This is a genomic window from Novosphingobium flavum, from assembly GCF_014230315.1.
Taxonomy (GTDB): domain Bacteria; phylum Pseudomonadota; class Alphaproteobacteria; order Sphingomonadales; family Sphingomonadaceae; genus Novosphingobium; species Novosphingobium flavum.
In genome coordinates this window covers 121222-142990 of the sequence record NZ_JACLAW010000001.1, presented here as the reverse complement: position 1 = coordinate 142990, position 21769 = coordinate 121222, and the positions used below count along the sequence as shown (strand labels likewise).

Sequence of the window (21769 nt, the reverse complement as noted above, 5' to 3'; positions counted from 1 at the left end):
TCTCTCGATCTGTTGTCATTGTTCAGAAATTGTACTTCGCGGCGAACTCGATCCGGTCGAGCGCACCGCTGGCACCGCTCACTACTTCCCGCTCGCCGTGGCGGTATTCGAGGCCGAGATCGATATTGTTCACCGGCGAGTAGAACAGGTTCACCGCCCCGCTGAAAGCCCGCTTGTTCATGCCCGAGATCGCGGCGGGCGCGAGGCCGTCCGCGTAGGCGACAGACTGGTACGACCCGATCAGGTTGAGCCGCAGCCGCGCGGCCAACGGAACCCTCAAGGCAGCCAATGCCGCGAGGACGTCGACGTGTTCGAGCCGGTTGCTAGCGGCGACATAAACCGCATCGGGCGCGAAATTGAGCCCGACATAGCGCCCGATGTTGCGGCCATAGGTAGCCATGAAACGCAGGTCGGCGCTCTTCTTTCCGTTCAGGAACAGCCGGCCGCCGAGGCTGGCGCCGTATCCTCCAGCGGTGGCTGAAATCCCGGCCGCGCTCTCGGTCCGCACCTGCCGCGCCAGCAGGCCGAGCGACAGTTCCGCGCGGCCCTCGCTCCAGACCAGGCGCGCGGCGAGATCGGGCATGTGGTCCTTGCCGTTCTCGACCATGGTGCCGGTGCCGGCGGAGATCGTGCCGCTTTCCGGGTTCTCGAGCGCGAGATGGAGCGTGACGGCTTTCGACAGCGGCGCTGAATAGCGGATCAGCGGCTGGCGGACAAAGACCGTGCCTTCGGTGGCGCCGATATAGTCGGTGCTTTCGGGCAGGGCTCCGGTGTACTGGAACGTCGTCCAGTCCTCGCCGAAGGTCCACCGGTCGATCTGCAGGAAGGCGCGGCGCAGCGCGAGGTTGTAGGCATTGGTCGTGCGCTGGGTGCCCTGCGTGCCCGCCGCCGCCTGGAAGTCGGTCTCAAGATAGCCGCGGACCGCGTGGCCGGCCACATCGCTGGCGAAATTGAGCCAGAGCCGGGTCTGCTTGGCGGTGAAGTCCTGCACCCGGCTGGACGGCCCGGTGCCCACCGGAATTTGCTGCGGCAGGTAGAAATCGCGGCCCAGCGCATTGTTGGCGACTTCGCCCTCGCTGAAGGCCGATTGGGTCGCGAGCAGCTTGAGGTAACCGCCGATGCGGATCGTCGTATTGCCGTCGCGCAGCCCTTCGGCCGGCGGCTTGCTCTCGAGCGCGGCGAGGCGCGCGGTGCCCTCGGCCCGCGCGCTGGCCAGTTCGCCTTGTAGCGCGGCCATCTCGGCCTCGAGCCGTTCGAGCCGTGCTTCCAGCGCGATCTCATTCGCCGTGGCGGCACGGGCCTGATGCGGCGCGACCAGCGCCGTTGCCCCCGCGAGCACCACGAGCAGTGCGGTCCTGCTCATTGCCATCCTCTCTCGTCCGGTCGCGGAGCCGTCTTGTCGCGGCGGCTTCCTGCCCGGCGAGAATGTGGAATGAGCCCAGCCCCGAATAGAGCGACCTTGGTCTGTCGTCTGCGACCAAGGTCTAATGCGCAATGCGGCCCGGGGCGCACTATGCTGGCGGGCAAAGCAAAGCATCATGAGAGAGGAAGGACATGGCTGAAACCGTCTATCCGGTTCCCGCACAATGGGCCGCAAATGCACGGATCAACGACGCCCAGTATCACGCGCTGTACCGCCAGTCGGTGGAGGAGCCGAACACGTTCTGGGCGCGGCAGGCGCGGCGGCTGGACTGGATCCGGCCCTTTACCCGGATCAAGGACACCAGCTTTGCCGAGGCCGACTTCGGCATCCGCTGGTTTGAGGACGGCACCCTCAATCTCTCCGCCAATTGCCTTGATCGCCACCTGGCCGAGCGCGGCGATGCCATCGCCATTCTGTGGGAGCCGGACAGCCCGGACAGCCCCGACCGCCGCATCACCTACCGCGAGCTTCACGCCGAGGTCTGCCGTTTCGCCAACCTGCTCAAGAGCAAGGGCGTGAGCCGGGGCCACCGCGTCACGCTCTACCTGCCGATGGTGCCCGAGGCCGCGGTGGCCATGCTCGCCTGTGCCCGGATCGGGGCGATCCATTCGATCGTCTTCGCCGGGTTCAGCCCCGAGGCCCTGGCCGGGCGGATCGAGGATTGCGATAGCCGGGTGGTCGTGACCACCGACGAAGGCCTGCGCGGCGGCAAGCGGGTGCCGCTCAAGCGAAACGTCGACGAGGCGCTGACACACTGCTCGGGCGTGGAGACGGTGATCGTGCTGCGCCGCACCGGCGCGGATGTGGCCATGGTGGCGGGCCGCGACATCGACTGGCATGAGGGCACGGCGCAGCAGGGCGCCGAGTGCGAACCGGAAGAGATGAACGCGGAAGACCCGCTGTTCATCCTTTACACCTCGGGTTCCACCGGCAAGCCCAAGGGGGTGCTGCACAGCACCGGCGGCTACGCGGTCTGGGCATCGCTCACGCACGAACTGGTTTTCGACTACCGGCCGGGTCAGATCTACTGGTGCGCCGCGGACGTCGGCTGGGTCACGGGGCACTCCTATGTGGTCTACGGCCCGCTGATGAACGGCGGCACGACCGTGATGTTCGAAGGCGTACCCAATTTCCCCGACCCCAGCCGGTTCTGGCAGGTGGTCGACAAGTTCCAGGTCGAGATCTTCTACGGCGCGCCCACCGCCCTGCGCGCCCTGATGCGCGAGGGCGACGAATGGGTAAAGAAGACCTCGCGCCAGAGCCTGCGCCTGCTCGGCTCGGTGGGAGAGCCGATCAATCCGGAGGCCTGGGAATGGTATCACCGCGTGATCGGCGAGGAACGCTGCCCGATCGTCGACACGTGGTGGCAGACCGAGACCGGCGGGGTGATGATCACCCCCCTGCCCGGCGCGACCGCACTCAAGCCCGGCTCAGCCACCCGGCCCATGCTCGGCGTCCAGCCCATGCTGGTCGACAACGAAGGCCATCCGATCGAAGGGCCGGGCGAAGGCTGCCTGGTGATCAAGGACAGCTGGCCGGGGCAGATGCGCACCGTCTGGGGCGATCACGAGCGCTTCTTCCAGACCTATTTCACCACCTTTCCCGGGCGCTATTTCACCGGTGACGGCTGCCGGCGGGATGAGGACGGCTACTACTGGATCACCGGGCGGATCGACGACGTGATCAACGTCTCTGGCCACCGCATGGGCACCGCCGAAATCGAATCAGCGCTGGTCGCCCATGCCAAGGTGGCCGAGGCGGCGGTCGTTGGCATGCCCCACGAGATCAAAGGCCAGGGAATCTATGCCTTCGTCACCTGCAATGCCGAAGTCGTGCCCGACGAGGCGCTGCGCAAGGAACTGGTGCAATGGGTGCGCCACGAGATCGGGCCGATCGCCACGCCCGATGTGATCCAGTTCGCGCCGGGCCTGCCCAAGACCCGCTCGGGCAAGATCATGCGCCGCATCCTGCGCAAGATCGGGGAAAACGATGTCTCCAACCTCGGCGACACCTCGACCCTTGCCGATCCCTCGGTTGTCGATAATCTCCTCGCCAACCGTCCGCAGCTGGCCGCGGCGGTCTGACCGGAGGGGTTTGGAAGCGATAATGGATGCCGCGACGATCCTGATCGCGGACGATCACCCGCTGTACCGCCAGGCGATGGGTCTGGCGGTACAGGCCGTGGCGCCGCGGGCCAGCATCATCGAGGCCGGGACGCTGGCCGCCGCCGCCCGCGCGGCGAGCGAGGCGCAAGACCTGGCCCTGATCCTGCTCGACCTCAAGATGCCGGGCGCGGTCGGCTATTCGGGGATCGCCCTGCTGCACGCGGAATGCCCCAAAGTGCCGATCCTGGTCGTTTCCAGCGCAGAAGGGGCATCCGCAGCGGATGAGGCCCGCGCATTCGGCGCTGTGGGCTTCCTGCGGAAGGATTCCGAGCTTGCCGCGATCGAGGCGGCTATTGCGCGGGCGCTGGGTAGGCAAGCGCCTGCCCCGGCGCGGCCATCGCTCGACCAGCCGGTGGACGAGGTTCGCCAACAGGTCGCCCAGCTCACCCCGACCCAGCTCAGGGTCCTGCTCGCGGTGCTCGAGGGCAAGCTCAACAAGCAGATCGCTTTCGACCTCTCGATGAGCGAGGCGACGGTGAAGACGCACATGACCGCGATCATGCGCAAGCTCAACGTGCAGAACCGGACACAGGCGGCGCTGGCGGCGCGGGCGCTAGGGCTGGACCTCAGCCACTGACAGGCGGCCCAGCAGGGCCTCGAGCACCTGCGGGTCGAGCGGTTTGGACAGGATCTCGATCCCGGCGGCGGCGGCCTTGGCGATGAGGGTGGAATCGCGCTCGGCCGTGATCAGGACCGCGGCAATTCCGGGCTTTTTGGCGCGCAGGGCGGCGATCAGAGCAAGGCCGTCCTCGCCCCGGTCGAGCCGGTAATCGGCGAGGACCAGATCGGCATGTTTGGCGGATTCCAGCGCTTCGGCAATGGTTGCGGCGGCGAGGCCGTGGTGGTTCATGGATGACAGCAGTGCAAGGGTGGCGGCGACGATCTCGGGGTCGTTGTCGACCACCAGAATGGTGCGCGGGGCACTCGCTCCGGCGCGGGAAACGGGGCGCGGTGAAGAGGGGCTTCCCGCGGCGGATGCGGGAAGCAAGAGACTGAAACGACTACCTTTTCCCGGTACCGATGCCAGTTCGATCTGGCCACCGAGCAGCAGGGCGATGCGCTGGGCGATGGCGAGGCCGAGACCGAGGCCTTCGGCATCGACTTCGCCCATGCGGGTGAATTCGCCGAAGACTTCCTCCTGCCGGTTTTTGGGGATGCCCACGCCAGTGTCGATGACGTCGATGCGCAGGTTTGGGCCGCGCCGGCGCGACCCGATGAGGATGCCGCCGATCCGGGTGTAACGCACTGCATTGGTTAGGAAATTCTGGATCACTGAGCGCAGCAGCGCAGCGTCGGTATGGAGGTTTCCGGCCAGCGGGCCGAGGCGCAGGGCGAGGCCTTTTTCGGCTGCGAGAGGCCGGATCGTCTCGGCCAGATCGCGCAGGAACGGCTCCAGTGCAACGGCACTGCAATCGGGTTGCACGCCGCCTGCATCGAGCTTGCTGATATCGAGCAAGGCGCGCAGCAGGTCCTCGCCCGCCACGATCGAGCGGTCGAGCCGGGTGACGAGGTCGGGCCGGGTCAGGCCGGGGTCGCGCGCAAGGGCTCCGGCGAAGAGGCGGGCGGCGTGGAGCGGCTGGATCAGGTCGTGGCTGGCGGCGGCGAGGAAGCGGGTCTTGTCCTGCGTGGCGCGGGCGAGGCGGCGGTTGGCCTCGGACAGTTCGCGGGTCCGCTCGGCGACGCGGTTTTCGAGTTCGACCAGGGTCCGTTCGAGTTCGGCGCGCACGTCCGCCTCGGCGGTGACGTCGGTGAAGGACATGACATAACCGCCGCCGGGCATCGGGCCGCCGGCGGTGCGGATCACGCGGCCATCGCGGCGGCGGCGCTCGAAGGCGTGGGGCAGGCCCCGGCGCATGTGGGCGAGGCGCTTGGCGACGTGCAATTCGGCCTCGCCCGGCCCGAAATCGCCGGCCAGCGCATTGTGACGGATCAGGTCTGCCACCGGGGCGCCGATGCGGACGAGGCCGGGGGGATAGTTGAAAATGTCGAGATAGCGGTTGTTCCAGGCGACGAGGTTCATCTCGGCATCGACCACGCTGATCCCGGCATCGACGTTTTCGAAAGTGGCGGCGAGGAGCTGGCGCGAGAAGCGCAGCGACTGGGCGCCCTCGTCGAGCAGGCGGGTAACGTCGGCAAGGTCCATCTGCCCGCCGGCCAGCGCCGAGGCGACCAGCGCGCGGGCCGAGCTTGCGCCGACGACGCGGGCGATCAGTTCCTGCGCGCGCAGGGCCGAGCGGCGGTCGATCGGCTCGCCGTGCCGGGCCCGGGGCAGTTCGCGCGTGGCGGCCTCTTCCCCGACGAAGGCGGCGACCAGGCGGTAAAGCTCGCCCAGGTCGCTGACCGGGCGGCTGCCGGCGCCGAGCAGGCGGGGCAGGGGCGCGGGGCGGACCTTGCGCGCGGCGAACAGGGCGAAGACCGCGAGGTTGACGCCGAGGCTCCACCCCACGCCGTGGACCAGCGGCACGGCATTGCCGATGCCGAGCAGGCGCAGCGGATCGAGGGGGGTGGCGCGCAGGGCGGCGAGCCAGGCTTCGGGCAGGATGGGCGGCAAGGCGAGCGTCCACAGCCAGAGCACCAGCCCGGCGGCAAGGCTGGCCCGCGCGGCCAGGGCATCGCGGCCGCCAGCCCAGGCGGCGAGCAGCAGGTGCGGCGAGAACTGGGCCATGGCGGCAAAGGCGACGAGGCCGATCGAGGCCAGTGAATTGCGCGCATCGACCAGCAGGGCCCAGGCCAGCGCGGCAAGGACGATGCCGACGATCGAGAGGCGGCGGACCAGCAGCATCCGCCGCCCCAGCGCGCCGGCCGGAAGTTCGCCCGAGCGGGGGAGGATTGTGGGGAAGATGAGATCGTTGGAGACCATCGTGGCGAGCGCGGTGGCATCGACAATGACCATCGACGCGGCCGCGCTGATCCCGCCGAGCAGGGCCGCGGCGAGGACGGCGCGCTGGCCGGTTAGCGCGGGCAGGTCGAGCACGTAGATGTCGGGCTCCACCCCGGGGCCGAAGAGGCTGGCACCGGCAAGGGCGATCGGCACGGCGACGGCGGCCATGACCGCGAGATAGGCGGCAAGGCCGAAGCGGGCGCGGACCAGATCATCGCTGTCGCGCGCCTCGGCCACGCCCATGTAGAACTGGCGGGGCAGGACGAGGACCGCGAGGGCAGAGACGAGCACGATCACCCCGGTCTCAAGGCTGATCCGCCCCGGACTGAAGCGATCGGCCAGCAGGGCCATGCCGCCCGCGACGCGTCCGGGCGGGGCCTGTCCGAGGAGGACCACGGCCAGCGCGGCGACGGCGATGAGGGCCAGCAGCTTGAGCAGGGAATCGAGCCCGATGGCGAAAACCAGCCCTTCAGACCGGCCCGACAGCTCGAACCGGCGCGCGCCGAACAGGATCGCGAACAGGGCGAGCAGCGCGGCTGCGGCCAGCATGGCGGGGCCCTCCACCGCCTCGCCCGAGACCACGGCAAGGGCATAGCCGATCGAGCGGAGTTGCAGGGCGACATAGGGGATCGTGCCGAGCAGGGCGATCACCGTGACCAGCCGCGCCACGATCACGTCATGGCCGAAGCGCGCCGCGATGAAATCGGAGACCGTGGCGGCCTGCTCCTCGGCCGCCGCGCGGGCCAGCCGCCGCAGCAGGCGCGGCGCGGCGAGCAGGACGGCGATCGGCGCGAGATAGATCGGCAGGTAGTTCCACCCGTCGCGCACGACCGAGCCGACCGCGCCGTAGAAGGTCCAGCTGGAGCAATAGACCCCGAGCGCCAGCGTGTAGGCACCGTGGCGCAGGCGCGGGCTGGCGGCGAAGCGGTTGCCGCCGCGTTCGACCAGCGCGGCGACGCCGAACAGCATGAGGATAAGTGCCAGCGCGAAAAACGCGGCCCAGTGCCAGGACATCGCTCCCTCCGGTGAGAGAGACTAGCGGTTGGCGGATTTTGGGCAAGTTGGGACTGGGGGTGATGGGTTCGGGGGGCGGCGGCGTTTGAGGGGCGGTGAGCGTCCGTTATCGGTGAGGTGCTATGGCGGGGTGGACGGCGGGAATGGTGGGCATTTCTGCCATGACCTCGTTCCGGTCACCCCGAACTTGATCCGGGATCCCGCTTTTTCTCGCCGCCGTCGCTGAAGGCAGCGGGGCCCCGGATCAAGTCCGGGGCGACGGCTATCGCGGACACAACGGCAACACGCCAATGGCAGGAAAGTTGGGAGAGTAGACAAGCGTCCAGCCCTAAAGACGCCCCACGATCATAGTGGGCATGATCGCCACGAGGCAGATCACGTGCGCGATTACCAATGCCCAGAAAAGCCGAGGCTGGGTTGTGCGCTCCGCCCATAGCTGTTTCGTGAAGATGTGTGCCCAAGCAATCCGGCCGTACTTGCGAGCACTCCATAACGACCAAGCATTAATGCCCGCGAACGCTCCGAAAAATAGCCAGTCGAGGACATTCATCTGATCACTTGAACCGAAAAGCTCCTCGGCGGCAACATCACTGATGAAATCAGAATGGATCAGGCGTCGTGTGAATGCCCACTTTGTAACCGGGGCCGAACAGTCCATTTTCAGTCGGACCATCACGACAGTCGCCCTTCGGCACACCGTGCATTCCCGACCCGACGGGACGGGAATGCATGGGGCGGAAGACGCGGGGAGCGCAAGCGCCCCCGCGCAGTTTACATGCCGTCGAGGCCCTTGCTGACCAGGACGTTGACCGCGACGCGGCGGTTCTGGGCCTTGCCTTCCTCGGTGTCGTTGCTCGCCAGCGGATCGGCCTTGGCCATGCCGGTGGGGGTGAGCATGCGGTAGGGCTTCCAGTGGCACTGCTGCTGGAGATAGTTGATCACGCTGTTGGCGCGCTTTTCGCTGAGGACCTGGTTGTAGTCGTCGTCGCCGACCGAGTCGGTATAGCCGACGACGAGCAGCAGGGCGTTGTTCACGCCGTCAGCCGCGGTGGCCGCGGTGCACAGGTCAGCCTTGGCGCTGGGCGACAGCTGGGACTTGCCGGTATCGAAGTACACGTTGGTCGTGGCCTTGATATTGTACTTGTCGATATCGCCCATGCGGCCGCGCAGGGCCTCGGTGGCGGCGGTCTGCTCGTCAAAGCGCTGGTCGGTGCCGGTGCGGATCATGTTGGCGAACTTGAGATCGCCATTCTTGTAAGTGATCTGGTTGGCGACGAGGCCGGCGTCGGTCTGCCAGGTCTTGATCGTGACCGGGAGGCCGTTCGTCAGCGCGCGGGCGCCGAGCGGGTTCTTGCCGCCGCCGAACAGGCCGCCGCTGGGCTTGACCTGGGTGGCATCGGTGATGGCGACGATGGTGCTGGTGCCGTCGGCAGCGACGACCTTGATCTTGTCGTCGTTGCGGGCGGCGATGGTGCCCTTGACGTCGGGGCCCTTAATCACGGGCGCATTCACGATGATATTGGGATTGGGACCGGCCGGTTCCTGCGCCGACAGGCTGGCCGACATCGGCAGGGTCAGCGCGGCCAGCACGAGCAGCGCCTTTGGCCGAATGGAATTGTCACGCATCAAGTTACTCCTTCAATTACGCCCGAGGAGCCCGCGTGTTCAGCGCCACCTGTCTGCTACATGAACGCCATTCGCCCTGACGCCCGCAGTCCCGGTGGTTCGAGCGCACCGTGCGGTGAACCGAGCCAGATCGGACCGCGCGGGGCGATCCCGCCGCGCGGTCAGCGGTGTCATCATACGATTTCAGGGGCCGTTTCTCAACCGACCGGCGGTTTTCCGGGATTCTCGGGGTGCATTGGGCGGAATTGGCACGATTTTACGGGCCGCGCCGGGGCGATTATTCTTGCTATCGCCGCCATTTAGGCGGGCCGGGCTTAGGGGCGAATCCGGGGGGCGAATCCGGAGAGAAGGTGCAGGCATCACGACAGATTGATGCTCGCCCGGCGTTCAGCCCCGGCCGCGATAGGAGGCGACGCCCTGGTCGGGCACCCAGAGCCCGGCCGGAGCCGCGCCCGACTGCCAGAACACGTCGATCGGGATGCCGCCGCGCGGATACCAGTAGCCGCCGATGCGCAGCCACGTGGGCTTCATCTCGGCAAACAGGCGCTGGCCGATCCCGACAGTGACGTCCTCGTGAAAGCCGCAGTGGTTGCGGAAGGCGCCGAGGAAGAGCTTGAGCGACTTGGATTCGACGATGGTCTCGCCGGGGGCGTAGTCTATCACGAGGTGCGCGAAATCGGGCTGGCCGGTGACCGGGCAGAGCGAGGTGAACTCGGGCGCGGCGAAGCGGACAAGGTAGAGCGAGCCGGCGCGCGGATTGGGCACATAGTCGAGCACCGCCTCCTCGGGCGAGGTGGGCAGGGCGCTGGTCTGGCCGAGGTGCAGCGGGCGATTCGCGGGGGTATCGGACTGTTGCGTCATGGACGCGGCCATGCCCCCGTCGCGCTCGCCGCACAAGTCGGCGGTTGCGCCGGGGCGGTTAACCCGCCATTCAGCGCGCGGCTGGTGGAGACTGGCGCGGGACATGGCTGGGCAACGCACAATGTATTGGAACGCAAAGCTTTTGCTGCCGATGGCGGCGGCGATGGGCTGCGTCATGGGAACGGGCGGCGCGCTGGCGCAGTCGGCCAGTGACTTTCGCTTGCAGCCGGGCACGGCCGCGCCGCGAGCCCAGGGACCGGTCGATCCCGAGAATCCGGCCGCCCCGCCGCCGACCGCGGCAGCGCCTGCGCCGGTCGTGGCCCCGGTCGTGGCGACGCCGGCTCCGGCGGTAACCCCGCAGCCGGGGCCGTTGGCGACCATCACCCCTGCCCCGGTTTCCCCGGCCGGGCCGCGCGCGGCAGCTTCGGCTGCTCCGGCGCCGGTTGCGGGTGCGCCCGCCGCTCCGGCGCAGCGGGCGCCAGCGGCCGGTGTGCCTGGTCCGGCAGCGACCACGGCGGCGGCGGTGCCTGACGCGGCGCCGGTCGCTCCCCTTCCGGCAGCGACAGCGCAGGCTTCGGCGGAGACTGGCCCGGCACCGCAGGGCGGTTCGATCGCCTGGTGGTGGCTGATTCCGGCGGCCCTGATCGGCGCGGGCGGCGCCTTTGCCCTGCTGTGGCGGCGGCGCGGCGTGGCCGTGCCGGTGATCGAACCGCTGCGCCCGGTGAGCGAGACGGACGCGGCGGATGCGGACGGCGGCGCGGCGGCGCAGGACGAAGTGGCTGCCCCAGTGGTGGCCCCCGCGCCTGCCTCCGCGCCCGCTTATGCCCTGCCCGACTTTCCGGTAAGCCTCGTGCTGGAAGCCGAGCGGCTGAGCGTCTCGCTGGTCAATGCCACGCTGCAATACCGGCTGAGCCTGACCAATCGCAGCGCCGAACCGCTCGGCCCGATCGCCATAGCCGCCGACATGATTGCGGCCCATGCCTCGCGCTCGTCGGAGAGCCAGCTGGGCACGGACGGGACCGGGCTGGAGCTGCGCCACGAACTGGGCGGGCTTGAACCGGGCGCCAGCGCCGAACTGAAGGGCGAGCTGCGCCTGCCGCTGGCCGAAGTGACCCCGATCCGCGCCGGGGCGGCGACCCTGCTGGTGCCGCTGGTGCGGCTGCGGACCGAGGCTGCGGGCATGGTCCTGACCCAGGCCGTGGTGGTGGGCGAGACGCCGCTGGTGCCCGGAAGGCCGCTGCGCCCGTTCCGACTCGATACGGGGCCGCGCATTTTCGGGGCGGTCAGCCAGCGGGAGATCGGCGCGGCAGCATGACATGCCCGAATGGGCAGATCGATTTCGGTACAGCGCCCGTTCAATGATACATTAGTACCCTCGACGAACCCCCACTGCGGGGCTAAGCCCTTCGCATACGCAGCGAATTCGCATACGCGGCGAAGAGGAGGACGCGCGTAGATGGACAGCCTGGTTTCGACCGAGTGGCTCGCCAACGAAATTGGCGCGAGCGACCTTCGGATCGTCGATGCAACGAAGCACCTGCCGGAGGCGGGACGGGATGCTTATGCCGAATATGCCGAGGGGCATATTCCCGGCGCGGTGTTCATGAACCTCGAGGAGCTGGTCGACGAGCAGGCCCGGATCGAGAGCACCCTCCCCTCGGCCGAGAAGTTCTCGAGCCGGATGCAGGCGCTGGGGCTGGGCGACGGCAGCCGGATCGTGCTTTACGACGATAGCGCGATCAAGACCTCGGCGCGGGCCTGGTTCATGCTGGCGCGGCTGTTCGGGGCGCACAACGTGGCGATCCTCGATGGCGGCATCGCCAAGTGGATCGCGGAAGGACGCCCCTTGGCCCAAGGCGTGGAAACGCTGCGGCGGCGCCATTTCACCCCCTGGGCCGACGACAAGGTACTGCGCGACAAGGCGCAGATGCTGGCCAACGTGGCGAGCCGGGCCGAGCAGGTGGTCGACGCGCGCGGGGCGCCGCGTTTTACCGGGGCTTCGCCCGAGACGCGGCCGGGCCTTGCCAGCGGGCACATTCCGGGCGCGCTTAACGTACCCTATACCGGGCTGTTCAATGCCGACGGCACGTTCAAGGACACGGCCGGGCTGACCGAGGCCTTCACCGCGGCGGGCGTCGATCTATCGCGGCCCGTGGTGACTTCTTGCGGCAGCGGGATCACGGCCTGTGTCGTGGCCTTCGGCATGCACCTGATCGGCAAGGACGACGTGGCGCTTTATGACGGCAGCTGGACGGAGTGGGGCGGCGACCCGAATACGCCCAAGGCCGTGGGCGCGGCGATCCACGCCTGAAACCTCGAAGAACCGATGACGAAAACCCCGCCTGAGACATTGCGCCCGGCCAGCCGGCTGGTCGGCGCCGGACGGCGCGAGGAATGGACCGGCACGCCGGGCCAGCCGGGCGCCGTGGTGAGCCCGCCGGTCTGGCGCGCCTCGACTCATCTCTACGCCGATACGGCCGCGCTCAAGGAAGGGCCGCGCAAGAACGAGGACGGACGGTTCTACTATGGCCGGCGCGGCGCGCCGACCCAATGGGCCCTGGCCGAGGCCCTGACCGCGCTGGAGCCGGGCGCGGGCCCGGAGGGCGGGACCATGCTCTATCCATCGGGCGTGGCGGCGATTGCCGGGGCCGTGCTGGCGGCGGTGCGCCCCGGCGACGTGCTGCTGATGACCGACAATGCCTATGAGCCGAGCCGGGTGCTGGCGCGCGGGTTCCTGGCCGAATGGGGCATCGAGACGCGCTGGTTCGATCCGCTGGATCTGGACGGCTTTGCCGGGAAACTGTGCAAGCGGACCAAGGCCGTGCTGCTGGAAAGCCCCGGTTCGCTGACCATGGAAGTGCAGGACGTGCCGGAACTGGCGCGGATGGCGCATGGCGCGGGGGCCTGCGTCATCCTCGACAATACCTGGGCCAGCCCGCTTGGCCTTGCCGCCCTGTCGCTGGGGGTGGACATTTCGGTGATGAGCCTGACCAAGCACGTGGGTGGCCATTCCGACCTGATGATGGGCAGCGCGACGGCGCCGCGCGAATGGTACCAGAAGCTGCGGCGGACCGCGCAGGTGATGGGACAGGTGGTCTCGCCCGACGATGCGGCTCTGGCGCTCAGGGGCCTGCGCACGATGGGCGTGCGGCTGGAGCGCGAGACGCAGAGCGCGCTGGCGATCGCCCACTGGCTGGAAGAGCGGCCGGAAGTGGCGCGGGTGCTCTGTCCGATGCTGCCGGGATCGCCCGGATACGACTTGTGGCGGCGCGACTTCACCGGCGGATGCGGGCTGTTCAGCCTTGTCCTGCGGGGCAAGGATGCCGCCGCGCGCAATGCCTTGATCGATGCCCTGTCGCTGTTCGGGATCGGCTATTCGTGGGGCGGGTTCGAGAGCCTTGTCACCCCGCTCGACCCGGCAGGCGCCCGGTCGGCCAGTTCGTGGCCGCTGGCGGGGATGGACGAGGCCGACCGCTTCGGCGTGCGCCTGTCGATCGGGCTGGAAGACCCGGCGGACCTGATCGCCGACCTCGAACGGGGTCTTGCCGCGTGGACGGCTTCAGGCGGCGGGGCGTGATCCCCCGCTTCCACAAGTGGGCCGCGGATATCGCCGAGGCGGGCGACACGATCGGTTTCGACTACGGGCATACGCGGATCTCGCTTTACCGGGCCGTGCTGGCGGTGATCGTACTGGTGGCGGTGATCGCCTTCGGGCGGATCGCCAGCGGGGTGGTGCGGCGGCTGTTCACCCGCATGACCAATCTCGACCCGACCCAGCGCCTGCTGGGGGAAAAGCTGGTCTCGCTCGCTGTCTGGGTGCTGACAATCCTGATCGGGATCGACGCGCTGGGGATCAGCCTGACCGCGCTGACGGTCTTTTCCGGCGCGCTGGGCCTTGCCGTGGGCTTCGGCCTGCAGAAGACCTTCGGCAACCTGATCGCGGGGATCATCCTGCTGATGGACCGCTCGATCAAGCCGGGCGACGTGATCGCGGTCAATGGCGGCAAGGGCGCGCCCGCCGTCGGCCAGGTCAAGAAGATCGGCATCCGCGCCGTTTCGGTGACCACGCGCGACAAGATCGAATACCTGATCCCCAACGAGATCCTGATGACCAGCCAGGTCGAGAACTGGTCCTATTCCTCGCGCGATGTGCGGGTGAAAGTGCCGGTGACCGTGGCCTATGGCTCCGACATCGACCAGGCCGAGGCGCTGATGCTGGAGGCCGCCCGCGCGGTGAAGCGGGTGATGAACAAGCCCGAGCCGACCGTCTGGCTCTCCGCCTTCGGCGACAACGCCATCGAGTTCGAGATCCAGTGCTGGATCAACGACCCGGAAGAGGGCGTCGGCAATATTCGCTCAGACGTGCTCAAGAAGGTCTGGCACCTGTTCCGCGAACACGGGGTGGAAATCCCCTTCCCCCAGCGCGACATTCATTTTCGCGGGCCGCTCAGGATCGAGCGGGAGGATTGACGCGGGGCGCAGACACAAGCGGCGGACCGCCATTGCAGGTGGTCCGCCGCTTGCGCGCGCTCAGATCTCATTCGCCCGTGCGAACCGGTTGATGTAGTCGGCGGCGCGGAACGCGAGGGCCTCGATGGTCTGGGTCGGCTGGCCACGGCCGGATGTCACCATGCTCGAACCATCACAGAGGAACAGGTTCTTCACGTCGTGGGTGCGGTGATACTTGTCGATCACCGAACTGGCCGGGTCGTTGCCCATGCGGCAGGTGCCGAGCAGGTGGACGCCGCCCGTGGTGTTGCCGACTTCCCCGGGAACGATCTGCTTCGCCCCGGCCGCGTCCATGATCTCGACCGCGCGCTCGACCTGCCACTTGGCGTGCTTGATGTCGTCCGGGTGGTCCTTGTAGGTGACGCGGATCGCGGGCACGCCCCAATCGTCCTTCAGTTCCGGATCGATGTCGACCCGGTTGGACTCCACGGCCAGCGACGTTCCGTGGCCGGAGCAGTTCATCCAGAACGTGTAGGATTCGAGGTATTCCTTGAATCCGGCGCCCCAGCCCGGCGTACCGTCGGGAACATCCTGCCCCCAGGTGAGCGGACCGCCGGAGCGGGCATCGAAGCCGCCGCCGCCGTAGAAGCCGCGCTGGGGATCGGAATCGTAGAAATCGTGCAGGATGCGGGTGACGTTGGCGCCCTTGTACTCGTTGAGCGGGTGCTCGAACCGGGCCTGGGCGCCGCCGCCCTTGTTGTGCATCAGGTAGCGCCCGACCGCGCCGCTGGAATTGGCGAGGCCTTCCGGCTGGGAGTTGGTGGCCGAGTTGAGCAGCAGCTTCGGAGTCTCGCCCCCGTTGGCGCAGACCACCACGGCCCGGGCGTTCTGGAACTGCTCCTTGCGATCGTGGTCGAAGTAATGGACGCCGGTGGCGCGGCCGGCCTTGTTCATGCCGATGCGGAAGACGTAGCTTTCCGGGCGCACCTCGCAGCGGCCGGTGGCCTCGGCCTCGGGAATGACCGTCCAGACCGACGACGACTTGGCCATGACCTCGCAGCCGAAGCCGCCGCACAGGCCGCACTGGGCGCAGGGCGGGCGGTTCTTGTAATAGATCGAGTTGATCGCCATCGGTGCCGGGAACGGGTGCAGGCCAAGCTTGCGCGCGCCGCGCTCGAACAGGACGCCCGACGATTTCACCGGCAGCGGCGGCATCGGATAGGGCTTGGAACGCCACGGATCGAACGGGCTGGCCCCGGCAAGACCCGAGACGCCGACCTCCCATTCCACCTTGGTGTAGTACGGTTCCAGTTCGGCATAGGTGATCGGCCAGTCGACCAGGCTCGCGCCGGGAATGGAGCCGAGGCGGCTGCCCTCGATGAAGTCGATCTCGTGCAGGCGCCAGAAGTTGGCGTTGAAGTGCGAGCTGCTGCCGCCCACGACGCGGGCATAGGTCAACGCGTTGCGGCCGCGCATGCGCTCGGCCTTCTGGGCGGGATCGCGGCGGAAGGACTGCGGACTGCTGACCGGGTTGTTGGTGATCCCCGAGAGGTGGCGAATTTTCAGTTCGTCGTGGTCGAATTCGTGCGGGGCGAGGCGCGGCCCCTGCTCCATGACGATGACGCTGTGGCCGGCGCGCGCCAGTTCCCGCGCCATGATCCCGCCCGAGGCGCCCGAGCCGACGATGACGAAATCGACGGTCTCGCTGGTCTTGTAAGTCTTGCTCGGCATGTCGGCCTCCGTCAGGCGGTATAGGGCTTGGTGCCGGGATAGGGTTCGAACCCCGCGTAATCCCGGTCGTAGTAGCCGAAGGGCGGCTCCCAGTAGTGGTTGTCCTCCACCCCGATCAGCTTCCAGCCGACGTTGTCGTGGTTGCCGCCGTATTTCGGCATGGCGATGAGGCCGAGCACGGTGAGACGCCGCACCGCGCTGAAGAAGGGCGCCGTGTCCACCGTCCGCAGCCAGGCGATCTGCTGGGCCTCGGGCATGGCGGCGAAGGGCTTGTCGGCCCCGTACTTGGCCGCGAGGCCGCGGCGGAATTCGGCGAGGCCCTGGCGGAAGGCGGGGAGCTGGTCGGCAAAGAAGCTGCCGAGCGCGTTGTCGATGAAATAGACGACGCGGGCATCGCGTGCGCCGGGCGTGGCGCCGCCGGGCACGATCAGGTTCGCCACGGCATCGACGTCGGCCGCATCGGCCGCGTTCAGGGTGGTGAGCGTGGCGGGCGGCGGCGGCATGTCGTGCATGTCATGGCCGGCATGGCCCGCCTGCTCGGCGGCGAAGGCGATCTGCGGCCAGTTGATGGCGATCCAGCCGGCACTGGTCAGGTTGCCGATGGCGGTCAGGAACTGGCGGCGCGAGGGGATTGGTTGGTCCACGGATCACTCCGAATCTGGCCGGAAACTTGCCAAATTCAGCGGCTGAACCGCCTGTCGGGGAATGCGGCAAACTGCGCATTGCCGGATGGGGGCCTGAGCGGCGAGGATGCCTGCCGTTCGCCATTATCCGTCGCTGGAGGTTGTGCGGGGCTGGTTCACCCCTGCCCCGGGGTCAGTCCTCGGGCGGCGGGGCCTGCGGGATCAGCAGGGGTTCGGCGGCCTTGGTCCGGCTGGTGGCGATGACATGGTCGACCCCGTCGATGGTGATCGCGATGGTGCCCTGCTCGGTGACTTCAACGAGGCCCTTGGATTTCAGGTACCAGACGTGGAATTCGAAGTGATCGTCGGTGCAGCCGAGCATTTCCTGGATGAACCAGCCGACCACGCCCGGATCGACGGCATGTTCGCGGCGGCGCTTGTAGAGGCTGAGCAGGATCCGGGCATGGGCCTCGGCATCGCCGAGCGCGCTTTTCTCGTCGATGCCGATATCGCCATCCAGCGGAAAGCCGTAGGCGGACCTGGCGGCCTTGCGGGGGTGCGTGCTATCGTAGGCAGCGCGCATTTCCGGGTCCTTGAGCGCGCGGTAGGCCTCGAGCACGTCGTGGAAGCGGTCCGCGTCGGCCGTCTCCGGATTGTCCGGGTGGTACATCTTGGCGAAGTAGTGGTAAGCCAGCTCGAGTTTTCTGGCGTCGCAATCGGGATTTACTTTGAGGACTTCGTAGTAATCGACGAAGTCTTGCCCGTTTTCCATTAGAACTCCCCGGCCGCGATCCGGCAGCATATCGGTTTTCAGGGGGTGGATACAGTCATTTTGCTGGTCCTGGGCGAAATGGCGCAAGTGTCTTGACGGGTGTGGGGCGCTGGCCCGATGGGTGCGGCAATAGCTGGCCTACCCCCCGGCCAAGCCATTCTCGCTGGCGCTCACCCGCGCGCGAGGCCATTTGCGCCACCATGAGCAAGATTGCCCCTTCTGCCGGCGCAAAGCCCGGCACGGTTTTCCTGGTCGGCGCCGGTCCCGGCGATCCGGACCTGCTGACCCTTCGCGCGGCACGGCTGGTGATGAACGCGAAGCTGATCGTCCATGACGGGCTGGTCGAGCCGGCGATCCTCGCCATGGCCAGGCCCTCGGCGCGGCTGGTTTCGGTGGCCAAGAGCCGCTCGCGCCATACCCTGCCGCAGGAGGGGATCAACGACCTGCTGGTGCGCGAGGCGCTGGGCGGAACCGATGTGGTGCGGCTGAAGGGCGGCGATCCTTTCGTGTTCGGGCGCGGCGGCGAAGAGGCCGAGGCCTGCCGTGCGGCCGGGGTGCCGGTCGAGGTGGTGCCGGGCGTGAGCGCGGCGCTGGGCGCGGCGGCGGCGGCGCAGATCCCGCTGACGCACCGCGATGCCGCCAGTGTGGTTTCTTTCGTGGCGGGCCAGTGCAAGGGCTTGACGGATCAGAACTGGTCGGGTCTTGCCGGCGTCGGCCGCACGCTGGTGATCTACATGGGCGTCGCGACTGCCGAGGCGATCGCCGACAAGCTGATCGCCGATGGCCTCGCCCCGGAGATGCCGGTCGCGGTGATCGAGAACGCCACGCGCCCCGAAATGCGGGTGCTGCGCGGATCGCTCGCGGCGCTGGCCTCGCTCGTGGCGAAGAACAAGGTGAAGAGCCCGGCGCTCATCGTCATCGGCGAGGTGGCGGCGCGGGACGAAGTTGATGTGCGCGCAATCGCGCTGGAGGCTGCCAAGTGAAGATTCTGACGGGGAATGACCTCAAGACCGGCGACGTGACTTGGTGGACCGGCGAAGGCTGGTCGCGGCACGTGGAAGAGGCCGTGGACGTGGGCGAGCACGGCGAGGAAATCGCCGCGCGCGAGAATGCGCTGCGCCACGTGGTCGCGCCTTACGTGATCGACGGTGCCCGCACCGAAGAGGGCATTCGCCCGGCCCACATCAAGGAGCGCATCCGCGCGCTGGGGCCGACCGTGCGCCTTGACCTTTCCCTCAAGCCCGCCGACCCCGCCGCCGGCAACTGGGTGATCTGACATGTACAAGTATGACAGCTACGACCAGCAGATGGTCGACGCCCGCGTCGCCGATTTCCGTGACCAGGTCCGCCGCCGCCTTGACGGTTCGATCAGCGAGGAACAGTTCCGCCCGCTGCGCCTGATGAACGGCCTTTACCTGCAGCTGCACGCCTACATGCTGCGCGTGGCCGTGCCCTATGGCACGCTGTCGAGCGCGCAGATGAAGATGCTGGGCGACATCGCGGACAAGTATGACCGCGGCTATGGCCACTTCACCACCCGCCAGAACATCCAGTACAACTGGATCAAGCTGGAGGATGCGCCGGATATCCTCGCCGATCTGGCGAGCGTGGAAATGCACGCGATCCAGACCAGCGGCAACTGCATCCGCAACACCACCTCGGACCAGTACGCCGGGGCGATCGCGGACGAAGTCGTCGATCCGCGGCCCTATGCCGAGCTGATCCGCCAGTGGTCCACGTTCCACCCGGAATTCAGCTTCCTGCCGCGCAAGTTCAAGATGGCGGTGATCGCCAGCGATACCGACCGCGCGGCCATGCGCCTGCACGACATCGGCATCCAGATCGTGAAGAATGCGGCCGGCGAGCTGGGCGCGGCCTTCTACGTCGGCGGCGGCATGGGCCGGACGCCGATGGTGGCGCCGTGCATCAACGAATTCGTGCCCATCGACCAGATGATCACCTATTCGGAGGCCTGCCTGCGCGTCTACAACCGCCATGGCCGGCGCGACAACAAGTACAAGGCGCGGATCAAGATCCTTGTCCACGAGCTGGGCAAGGACGAATATACCCGCCAGGTCGAGGCCGAGTTCGCGCACCTGCTCACGCAAGGGATCGAGCCGCCGCTGGCCGAGCTGGAGCGGATCAAGGTGCAGTTCGCCGATCCGGCGTTTGCAACGGGCCTTGTCGACACGCTGGACCGCAGCGATCCGGACTTTGCGCTGTGGGTGGACAACAACACCCATACGCACCGGATTCCGGGCTATGTCGTCGTGACGATCAGCCTCAAGCCGGTGGGCGGGATTCCGGGCGACGCCAGCGCCGACCAGATCCGCCTGATGGGCGACCTGGCCAAGGACTACTCGTTCGACGAGCTGCGCGTGACCCATGCGCAGAACATCGTCCTCCCGCACGTGCAGAAGGCCGAGCTTTATGCGCTGTGGCAGAAGCTGGATGCGGCGGGCCTCGGCACGGCCAACCTCGACAAGATCGGCGACATCATCGCCTGTCCGGGGCTGGACTACTGCAGCCTTGCCAATGCCCGCTCGATCCCGGTGGCGCAGAAGATCTCGCAGCGCTTCGCGGCCCGTGAGCAGGAAATCGGCGAGCTGAAGCTCAAGATTTCCGGCTGCATCAACGCCTGCGGCCACCACCATGCCGGGCACATCGGCATCCTCGGCGTCGACCGCAAGGGCGTGGAGAATTACCAGCTCCTGCTCGGCGGATCGGAGGGCGCGGATACCTCGCTCGGTACGATCACCGGCCCCGGTTTCGACGAGAACGGCATCGTCGACGCGGTCGAGAAGGCCACCGACGTCTACCTGGCGAACAAGGAAGGCGAGGAGCGTTTCCTCGACACCTATCGCCGCATCGGCATGGCCCCGTTCAAGGAAGCGATTTATGGTTGAGACGCAGTTCCGTTTTCGCGCCGATGAGCCGGTGGCCGATCCGGCCGTGACTGTCGACGCCTTCGGCGACCAGACCAATGCCGCCGCCGTTCGGATCGAGCCGGGCGACGACGCGCGCGACCTGATCCCGCACCTTGACCGGATCAAGCTGGTCGAGGTCAACTTCCCGGTGTTCGGCGATGGTCGCGGCTATTCGGCGGCGCGCATCCTGCGCGAAGCTGGCTATGTTGGCGAACTGCGCGCCGTGGGCGACGTGCTGGTCGACCAGCTCGCCTATCTGCGCCGCTGCGGGTTCGACAGCTTCGCCCCGGAGCGCGAGCTGAACCACGCCGACGCGGAAGCGGCCATGGCCCGCTACCCGGAAGTCTACAGCCCGACCGTCGACGGCCTGGCGCCGATCTGGGCGAAGAGGCACGGACATGGCGCGGGGAACTGAAGCCATGGCCTCGCCGGGACGCGAGATCGACCGGATCGACACCGGCCCGCGGTTCACCGCGGCTGACGTCGACCGGCTGAACGGCCTGTTCGCTCATTCCGAGACGAAGGACTGGCTGCGCGCCGTGCTCAAGGACAAGCTGGCCGGCGACGTGGCGGCGGTTTCCAGCTTCGGCGCGGAGAGCGCGGTGCTGCTGCACCTGATCTCCGAGATCGATCCGGCAACCCCGGTGCTGTTCCTCGACACCGGCAAGCACTTCCCGGAAACGCTGGCCTACCGCGACGCGCTGGTCGAGCAGCTGGGGCTGACCGGGGTGCAGATCCTGCGGCCCGATCCGGCCAAGCTGGCGGCGAAGGACGAGAACGGCCTGCGCTGGTCCTACGATCCCGACGGCTGCTGCGAGATCCGCAAGGTCGAGCCGCTGGCGCGGGCGCTGGAGACCTTCGATGCCTCGATCACCGGGCGCAAGTCGTTCCAGGCGAGCACCCGGGCCAACCTGCCGCGCTTCGAGTTGGACAAGTCGGACGCGCAAGGACGGCTCAAGATCAATCCGCTGATCGACTGGTCGGCCGAGGACATCACCGCCTACTTCGCCGCGCACGACCTGCCGCCGCACCCGCTGGTGGCCGAGGGTTACCCCTCGATCGGCTGCTCGCCCTGCACCAGCAAGGTGGCGCCGGGCGAAGACCCGCGCTCGGGCCGGTGGAAGGGCTGGGAAAAGACCGAGTGCGGCATTCACCTGCCGGGCACGCCGGAAGGCGAAGGCGCGAGCAGCGACCTGCCACCGGATTTCGATCCGGTATTCTGACCGCCCTGCCCCGCGTGGCTAGACAAAAAGGGCCGGACCGCAAGTCCGGCCCTTTTTGCGTCCGGAACCGAGAT

19 protein-coding genes are annotated in these 21769 nt (G+C 67.9%); 11 read left to right on the top strand and 8 right to left on the bottom strand.

All coding sequences use genetic code 11. The features are described 5' to 3' along the window. Positions 1–22: 22 nt before the first annotated feature. Entirely contained in the window at positions 23–1363 is a 1341-nt protein-coding gene (locus H7F51_RS00645) for a DcaP family trimeric outer membrane transporter (protein ID WP_185662275.1), read from the bottom strand. A gap of 191 nt (positions 1364–1554) precedes the next feature. Here H7F51_RS00645 and acs point away from each other — a divergent pair, with 191 nt between their 5' ends. Beyond that, entirely contained in the window at positions 1555–3507 is a 1953-nt protein-coding gene (gene acs / locus H7F51_RS00640; protein WP_185662274.1) for an acetate--CoA ligase, read from the top strand. Between the two features lie 22 nt (positions 3508–3529). Then, positions 3530–4165 (top strand): LuxR C-terminal-related transcriptional regulator, encoded by a 636-nt coding sequence (locus tag H7F51_RS00635; RefSeq protein ID WP_185662273.1) that lies wholly within the window; start codon positions 3530–3532, stop codon positions 4163–4165. Here the strand turns inward: H7F51_RS00635 and H7F51_RS00630 are convergent. From H7F51_RS00630 to queF, 4 genes are all read right to left on the bottom strand, one after another. Beyond that, positions 4142–7483, bottom strand: a complete 3342-nt coding sequence (locus tag H7F51_RS00630) for a hybrid sensor histidine kinase/response regulator (RefSeq protein ID WP_185662272.1) — start codon at positions 7481–7483, stop codon at positions 4142–4144. The genes H7F51_RS00635 and H7F51_RS00630 overlap by 24 nt on opposite strands. Positions 7484–7811: 328 nt before the next feature. Next, positions 7812–8159, bottom strand: a complete 348-nt coding sequence (locus tag H7F51_RS00625; protein ID WP_185662271.1) for a hypothetical protein — start codon at positions 8157–8159, stop codon at positions 7812–7814. Positions 8160–8254: 95 nt separating this feature from the next. Continuing rightward, the gene (locus H7F51_RS00620; protein ID WP_185662270.1) at positions 8255–9109 is read right to left on the bottom strand and encodes an OmpA family protein; all 855 of its coding nucleotides are present in this window, start codon (positions 9107–9109) and stop codon (positions 8255–8257) included. Positions 9110–9496: 387 nt separating this feature from the next. Next, positions 9497–9970, bottom strand: a complete 474-nt coding sequence (queF, locus tag H7F51_RS00615) for a preQ(1) synthase (RefSeq protein WP_185662269.1) — start codon at positions 9968–9970, stop codon at positions 9497–9499. 121 nt (positions 9971–10091) lie between these two features. Between queF and H7F51_RS00610 the strand changes: the two genes are divergently transcribed. The 4 genes from H7F51_RS00610 (at position 10092) to H7F51_RS00595 (ending at position 14440) form a co-directional block, all read left to right on the top strand. After that, on the top strand, positions 10092–11285 hold the full coding sequence (locus tag H7F51_RS00610; RefSeq protein ID WP_185662268.1) for a hypothetical protein: 1194 nt from the start codon (positions 10092–10094) through the stop codon (positions 11283–11285). Positions 11286–11426: 141 nt separating this feature from the next. Next, positions 11427–12281, top strand: coding sequence for a 3-mercaptopyruvate sulfurtransferase (sseA, locus tag H7F51_RS00605; protein ID WP_185662267.1), 855 nt, complete (start codon positions 11427–11429; stop codon positions 12279–12281). Between the two features lie 15 nt (positions 12282–12296). After that, positions 12297–13547: a cystathionine beta-lyase gene (gene metC, locus H7F51_RS00600; protein WP_185662266.1), complete on the top strand. Its 1251-nt coding sequence runs from the start codon at positions 12297–12299 to the stop codon at positions 13545–13547. Further along, positions 13544–14440, top strand: coding sequence for a mechanosensitive ion channel family protein (locus H7F51_RS00595; RefSeq protein ID WP_343061152.1), 897 nt, complete (start codon positions 13544–13546; stop codon positions 14438–14440). Before metC ends, H7F51_RS00595 begins: the two co-directional genes overlap by 4 nt. A gap of 60 nt (positions 14441–14500) precedes the next feature. Here the strand turns inward: H7F51_RS00595 and H7F51_RS00590 are convergent, their stop codons facing one another. From H7F51_RS00590 to H7F51_RS00580, 3 genes are all read right to left on the bottom strand, one after another. Beyond that, on the bottom strand, positions 14501–16150 hold the full coding sequence (locus H7F51_RS00590) for a GMC family oxidoreductase (protein ID WP_185662264.1): 1650 nt from the start codon (positions 16148–16150) through the stop codon (positions 14501–14503). Between the two features lie 11 nt (positions 16151–16161). Next, positions 16162–16794, bottom strand: a complete 633-nt coding sequence (locus H7F51_RS00585; RefSeq protein WP_185662263.1) for a gluconate 2-dehydrogenase subunit 3 family protein — start codon at positions 16792–16794, stop codon at positions 16162–16164. 172 nt (positions 16795–16966) lie between these two features. Beyond that, complete coding sequence (locus tag H7F51_RS00580; protein ID WP_185662262.1) at positions 16967–17545, bottom strand: DnaJ domain-containing protein; 579 nt, start codon at positions 17543–17545, stop codon at positions 16967–16969. Between the two features lie 200 nt (positions 17546–17745). Between H7F51_RS00580 and cobA the strand changes: the two genes are divergently transcribed. From cobA to H7F51_RS00555, 5 genes are read left to right on the top strand one after another with little or no spacing between them, the layout of a single operon-like run. Next, positions 17746–18528 carry a uroporphyrinogen-III C-methyltransferase gene (gene cobA, locus H7F51_RS00575; protein ID WP_185662261.1) on the top strand — a complete coding sequence of 261 codons (783 nt, stop codon included), beginning with the start codon at positions 17746–17748 and terminating at the stop codon, positions 18526–18528. Continuing rightward, the gene (locus H7F51_RS00570; protein WP_185662260.1) at positions 18525–18821 is read left to right on the top strand and encodes a DUF2849 domain-containing protein; all 297 of its coding nucleotides are present in this window, start codon (positions 18525–18527) and stop codon (positions 18819–18821) included. Before cobA ends, H7F51_RS00570 begins: the two co-directional genes overlap by 4 nt. A 1-nt stretch (position 18822) precedes the next feature. Further along, positions 18823–20451, top strand: coding sequence for a nitrite/sulfite reductase (locus H7F51_RS00565; RefSeq protein ID WP_185662259.1), 1629 nt, complete (start codon positions 18823–18825; stop codon positions 20449–20451). Continuing rightward, the gene (locus tag H7F51_RS00560) at positions 20444–20887 is read left to right on the top strand and encodes a DUF934 domain-containing protein (RefSeq protein WP_185662258.1); all 444 of its coding nucleotides are present in this window, start codon (positions 20444–20446) and stop codon (positions 20885–20887) included. Before H7F51_RS00565 ends, H7F51_RS00560 begins: the two co-directional genes overlap by 8 nt. Further along, the gene (locus H7F51_RS00555; protein WP_185662257.1) at positions 20871–21695 is read left to right on the top strand and encodes a phosphoadenylyl-sulfate reductase; all 825 of its coding nucleotides are present in this window, start codon (positions 20871–20873) and stop codon (positions 21693–21695) included. The genes H7F51_RS00560 and H7F51_RS00555 overlap by 17 nt, the downstream gene beginning before the upstream one ends. Positions 21696–21769: the final 74 nt, after the last annotated feature.

Coding starts and splice junctions, on each gene's coding strand:
- H7F51_RS00645 (WP_185662275.1), bottom strand. CDS start 1,363: ATGAGCAGGACCGCACTGCTCGTGGTGCTCGCGGGGGCAACGGCGCTG.
- acs (WP_185662274.1), top strand. CDS start 1,555: ATGGCTGAAACCGTCTATCCGGTTCCCGCACAATGGGCCGCAAATGCA.
- H7F51_RS00635 (WP_185662273.1), top strand. CDS start 3,530: ATGGATGCCGCGACGATCCTGATCGCGGACGATCACCCGCTGTACCGC.
- H7F51_RS00630 (WP_185662272.1), bottom strand. CDS start 7,483: ATGTCCTGGCACTGGGCCGCGTTTTTCGCGCTGGCACTTATCCTCATG.
- H7F51_RS00620 (WP_185662270.1), bottom strand. CDS start 9,109: ATGCGTGACAATTCCATTCGGCCAAAGGCGCTGCTCGTGCTGGCCGCG.
- queF (WP_185662269.1), bottom strand. CDS start 9,970: ATGACGCAACAGTCCGATACCCCCGCGAATCGCCCGCTGCACCTCGGC.
- H7F51_RS00610 (WP_185662268.1), top strand. CDS start 10,092: ATGTATTGGAACGCAAAGCTTTTGCTGCCGATGGCGGCGGCGATGGGC.
- sseA (WP_185662267.1), top strand. CDS start 11,427: ATGGACAGCCTGGTTTCGACCGAGTGGCTCGCCAACGAAATTGGCGCG.
- metC (WP_185662266.1), top strand. CDS start 12,297: ATGACGAAAACCCCGCCTGAGACATTGCGCCCGGCCAGCCGGCTGGTC.
- H7F51_RS00590 (WP_185662264.1), bottom strand. CDS start 16,150: ATGCCGAGCAAGACTTACAAGACCAGCGAGACCGTCGATTTCGTCATC.
- H7F51_RS00580 (WP_185662262.1), bottom strand. CDS start 17,545: ATGGAAAACGGGCAAGACTTCGTCGATTACTACGAAGTCCTCAAAGTA.
- cobA (WP_185662261.1), top strand. CDS start 17,746: ATGAGCAAGATTGCCCCTTCTGCCGGCGCAAAGCCCGGCACGGTTTTC.
- H7F51_RS00565 (WP_185662259.1), top strand. CDS start 18,823: ATGTACAAGTATGACAGCTACGACCAGCAGATGGTCGACGCCCGCGTC.
- H7F51_RS00560 (WP_185662258.1), top strand. CDS start 20,444: ATGGTTGAGACGCAGTTCCGTTTTCGCGCCGATGAGCCGGTGGCCGAT.
- H7F51_RS00555 (WP_185662257.1), top strand. CDS start 20,871: ATGGCGCGGGGAACTGAAGCCATGGCCTCGCCGGGACGCGAGATCGAC.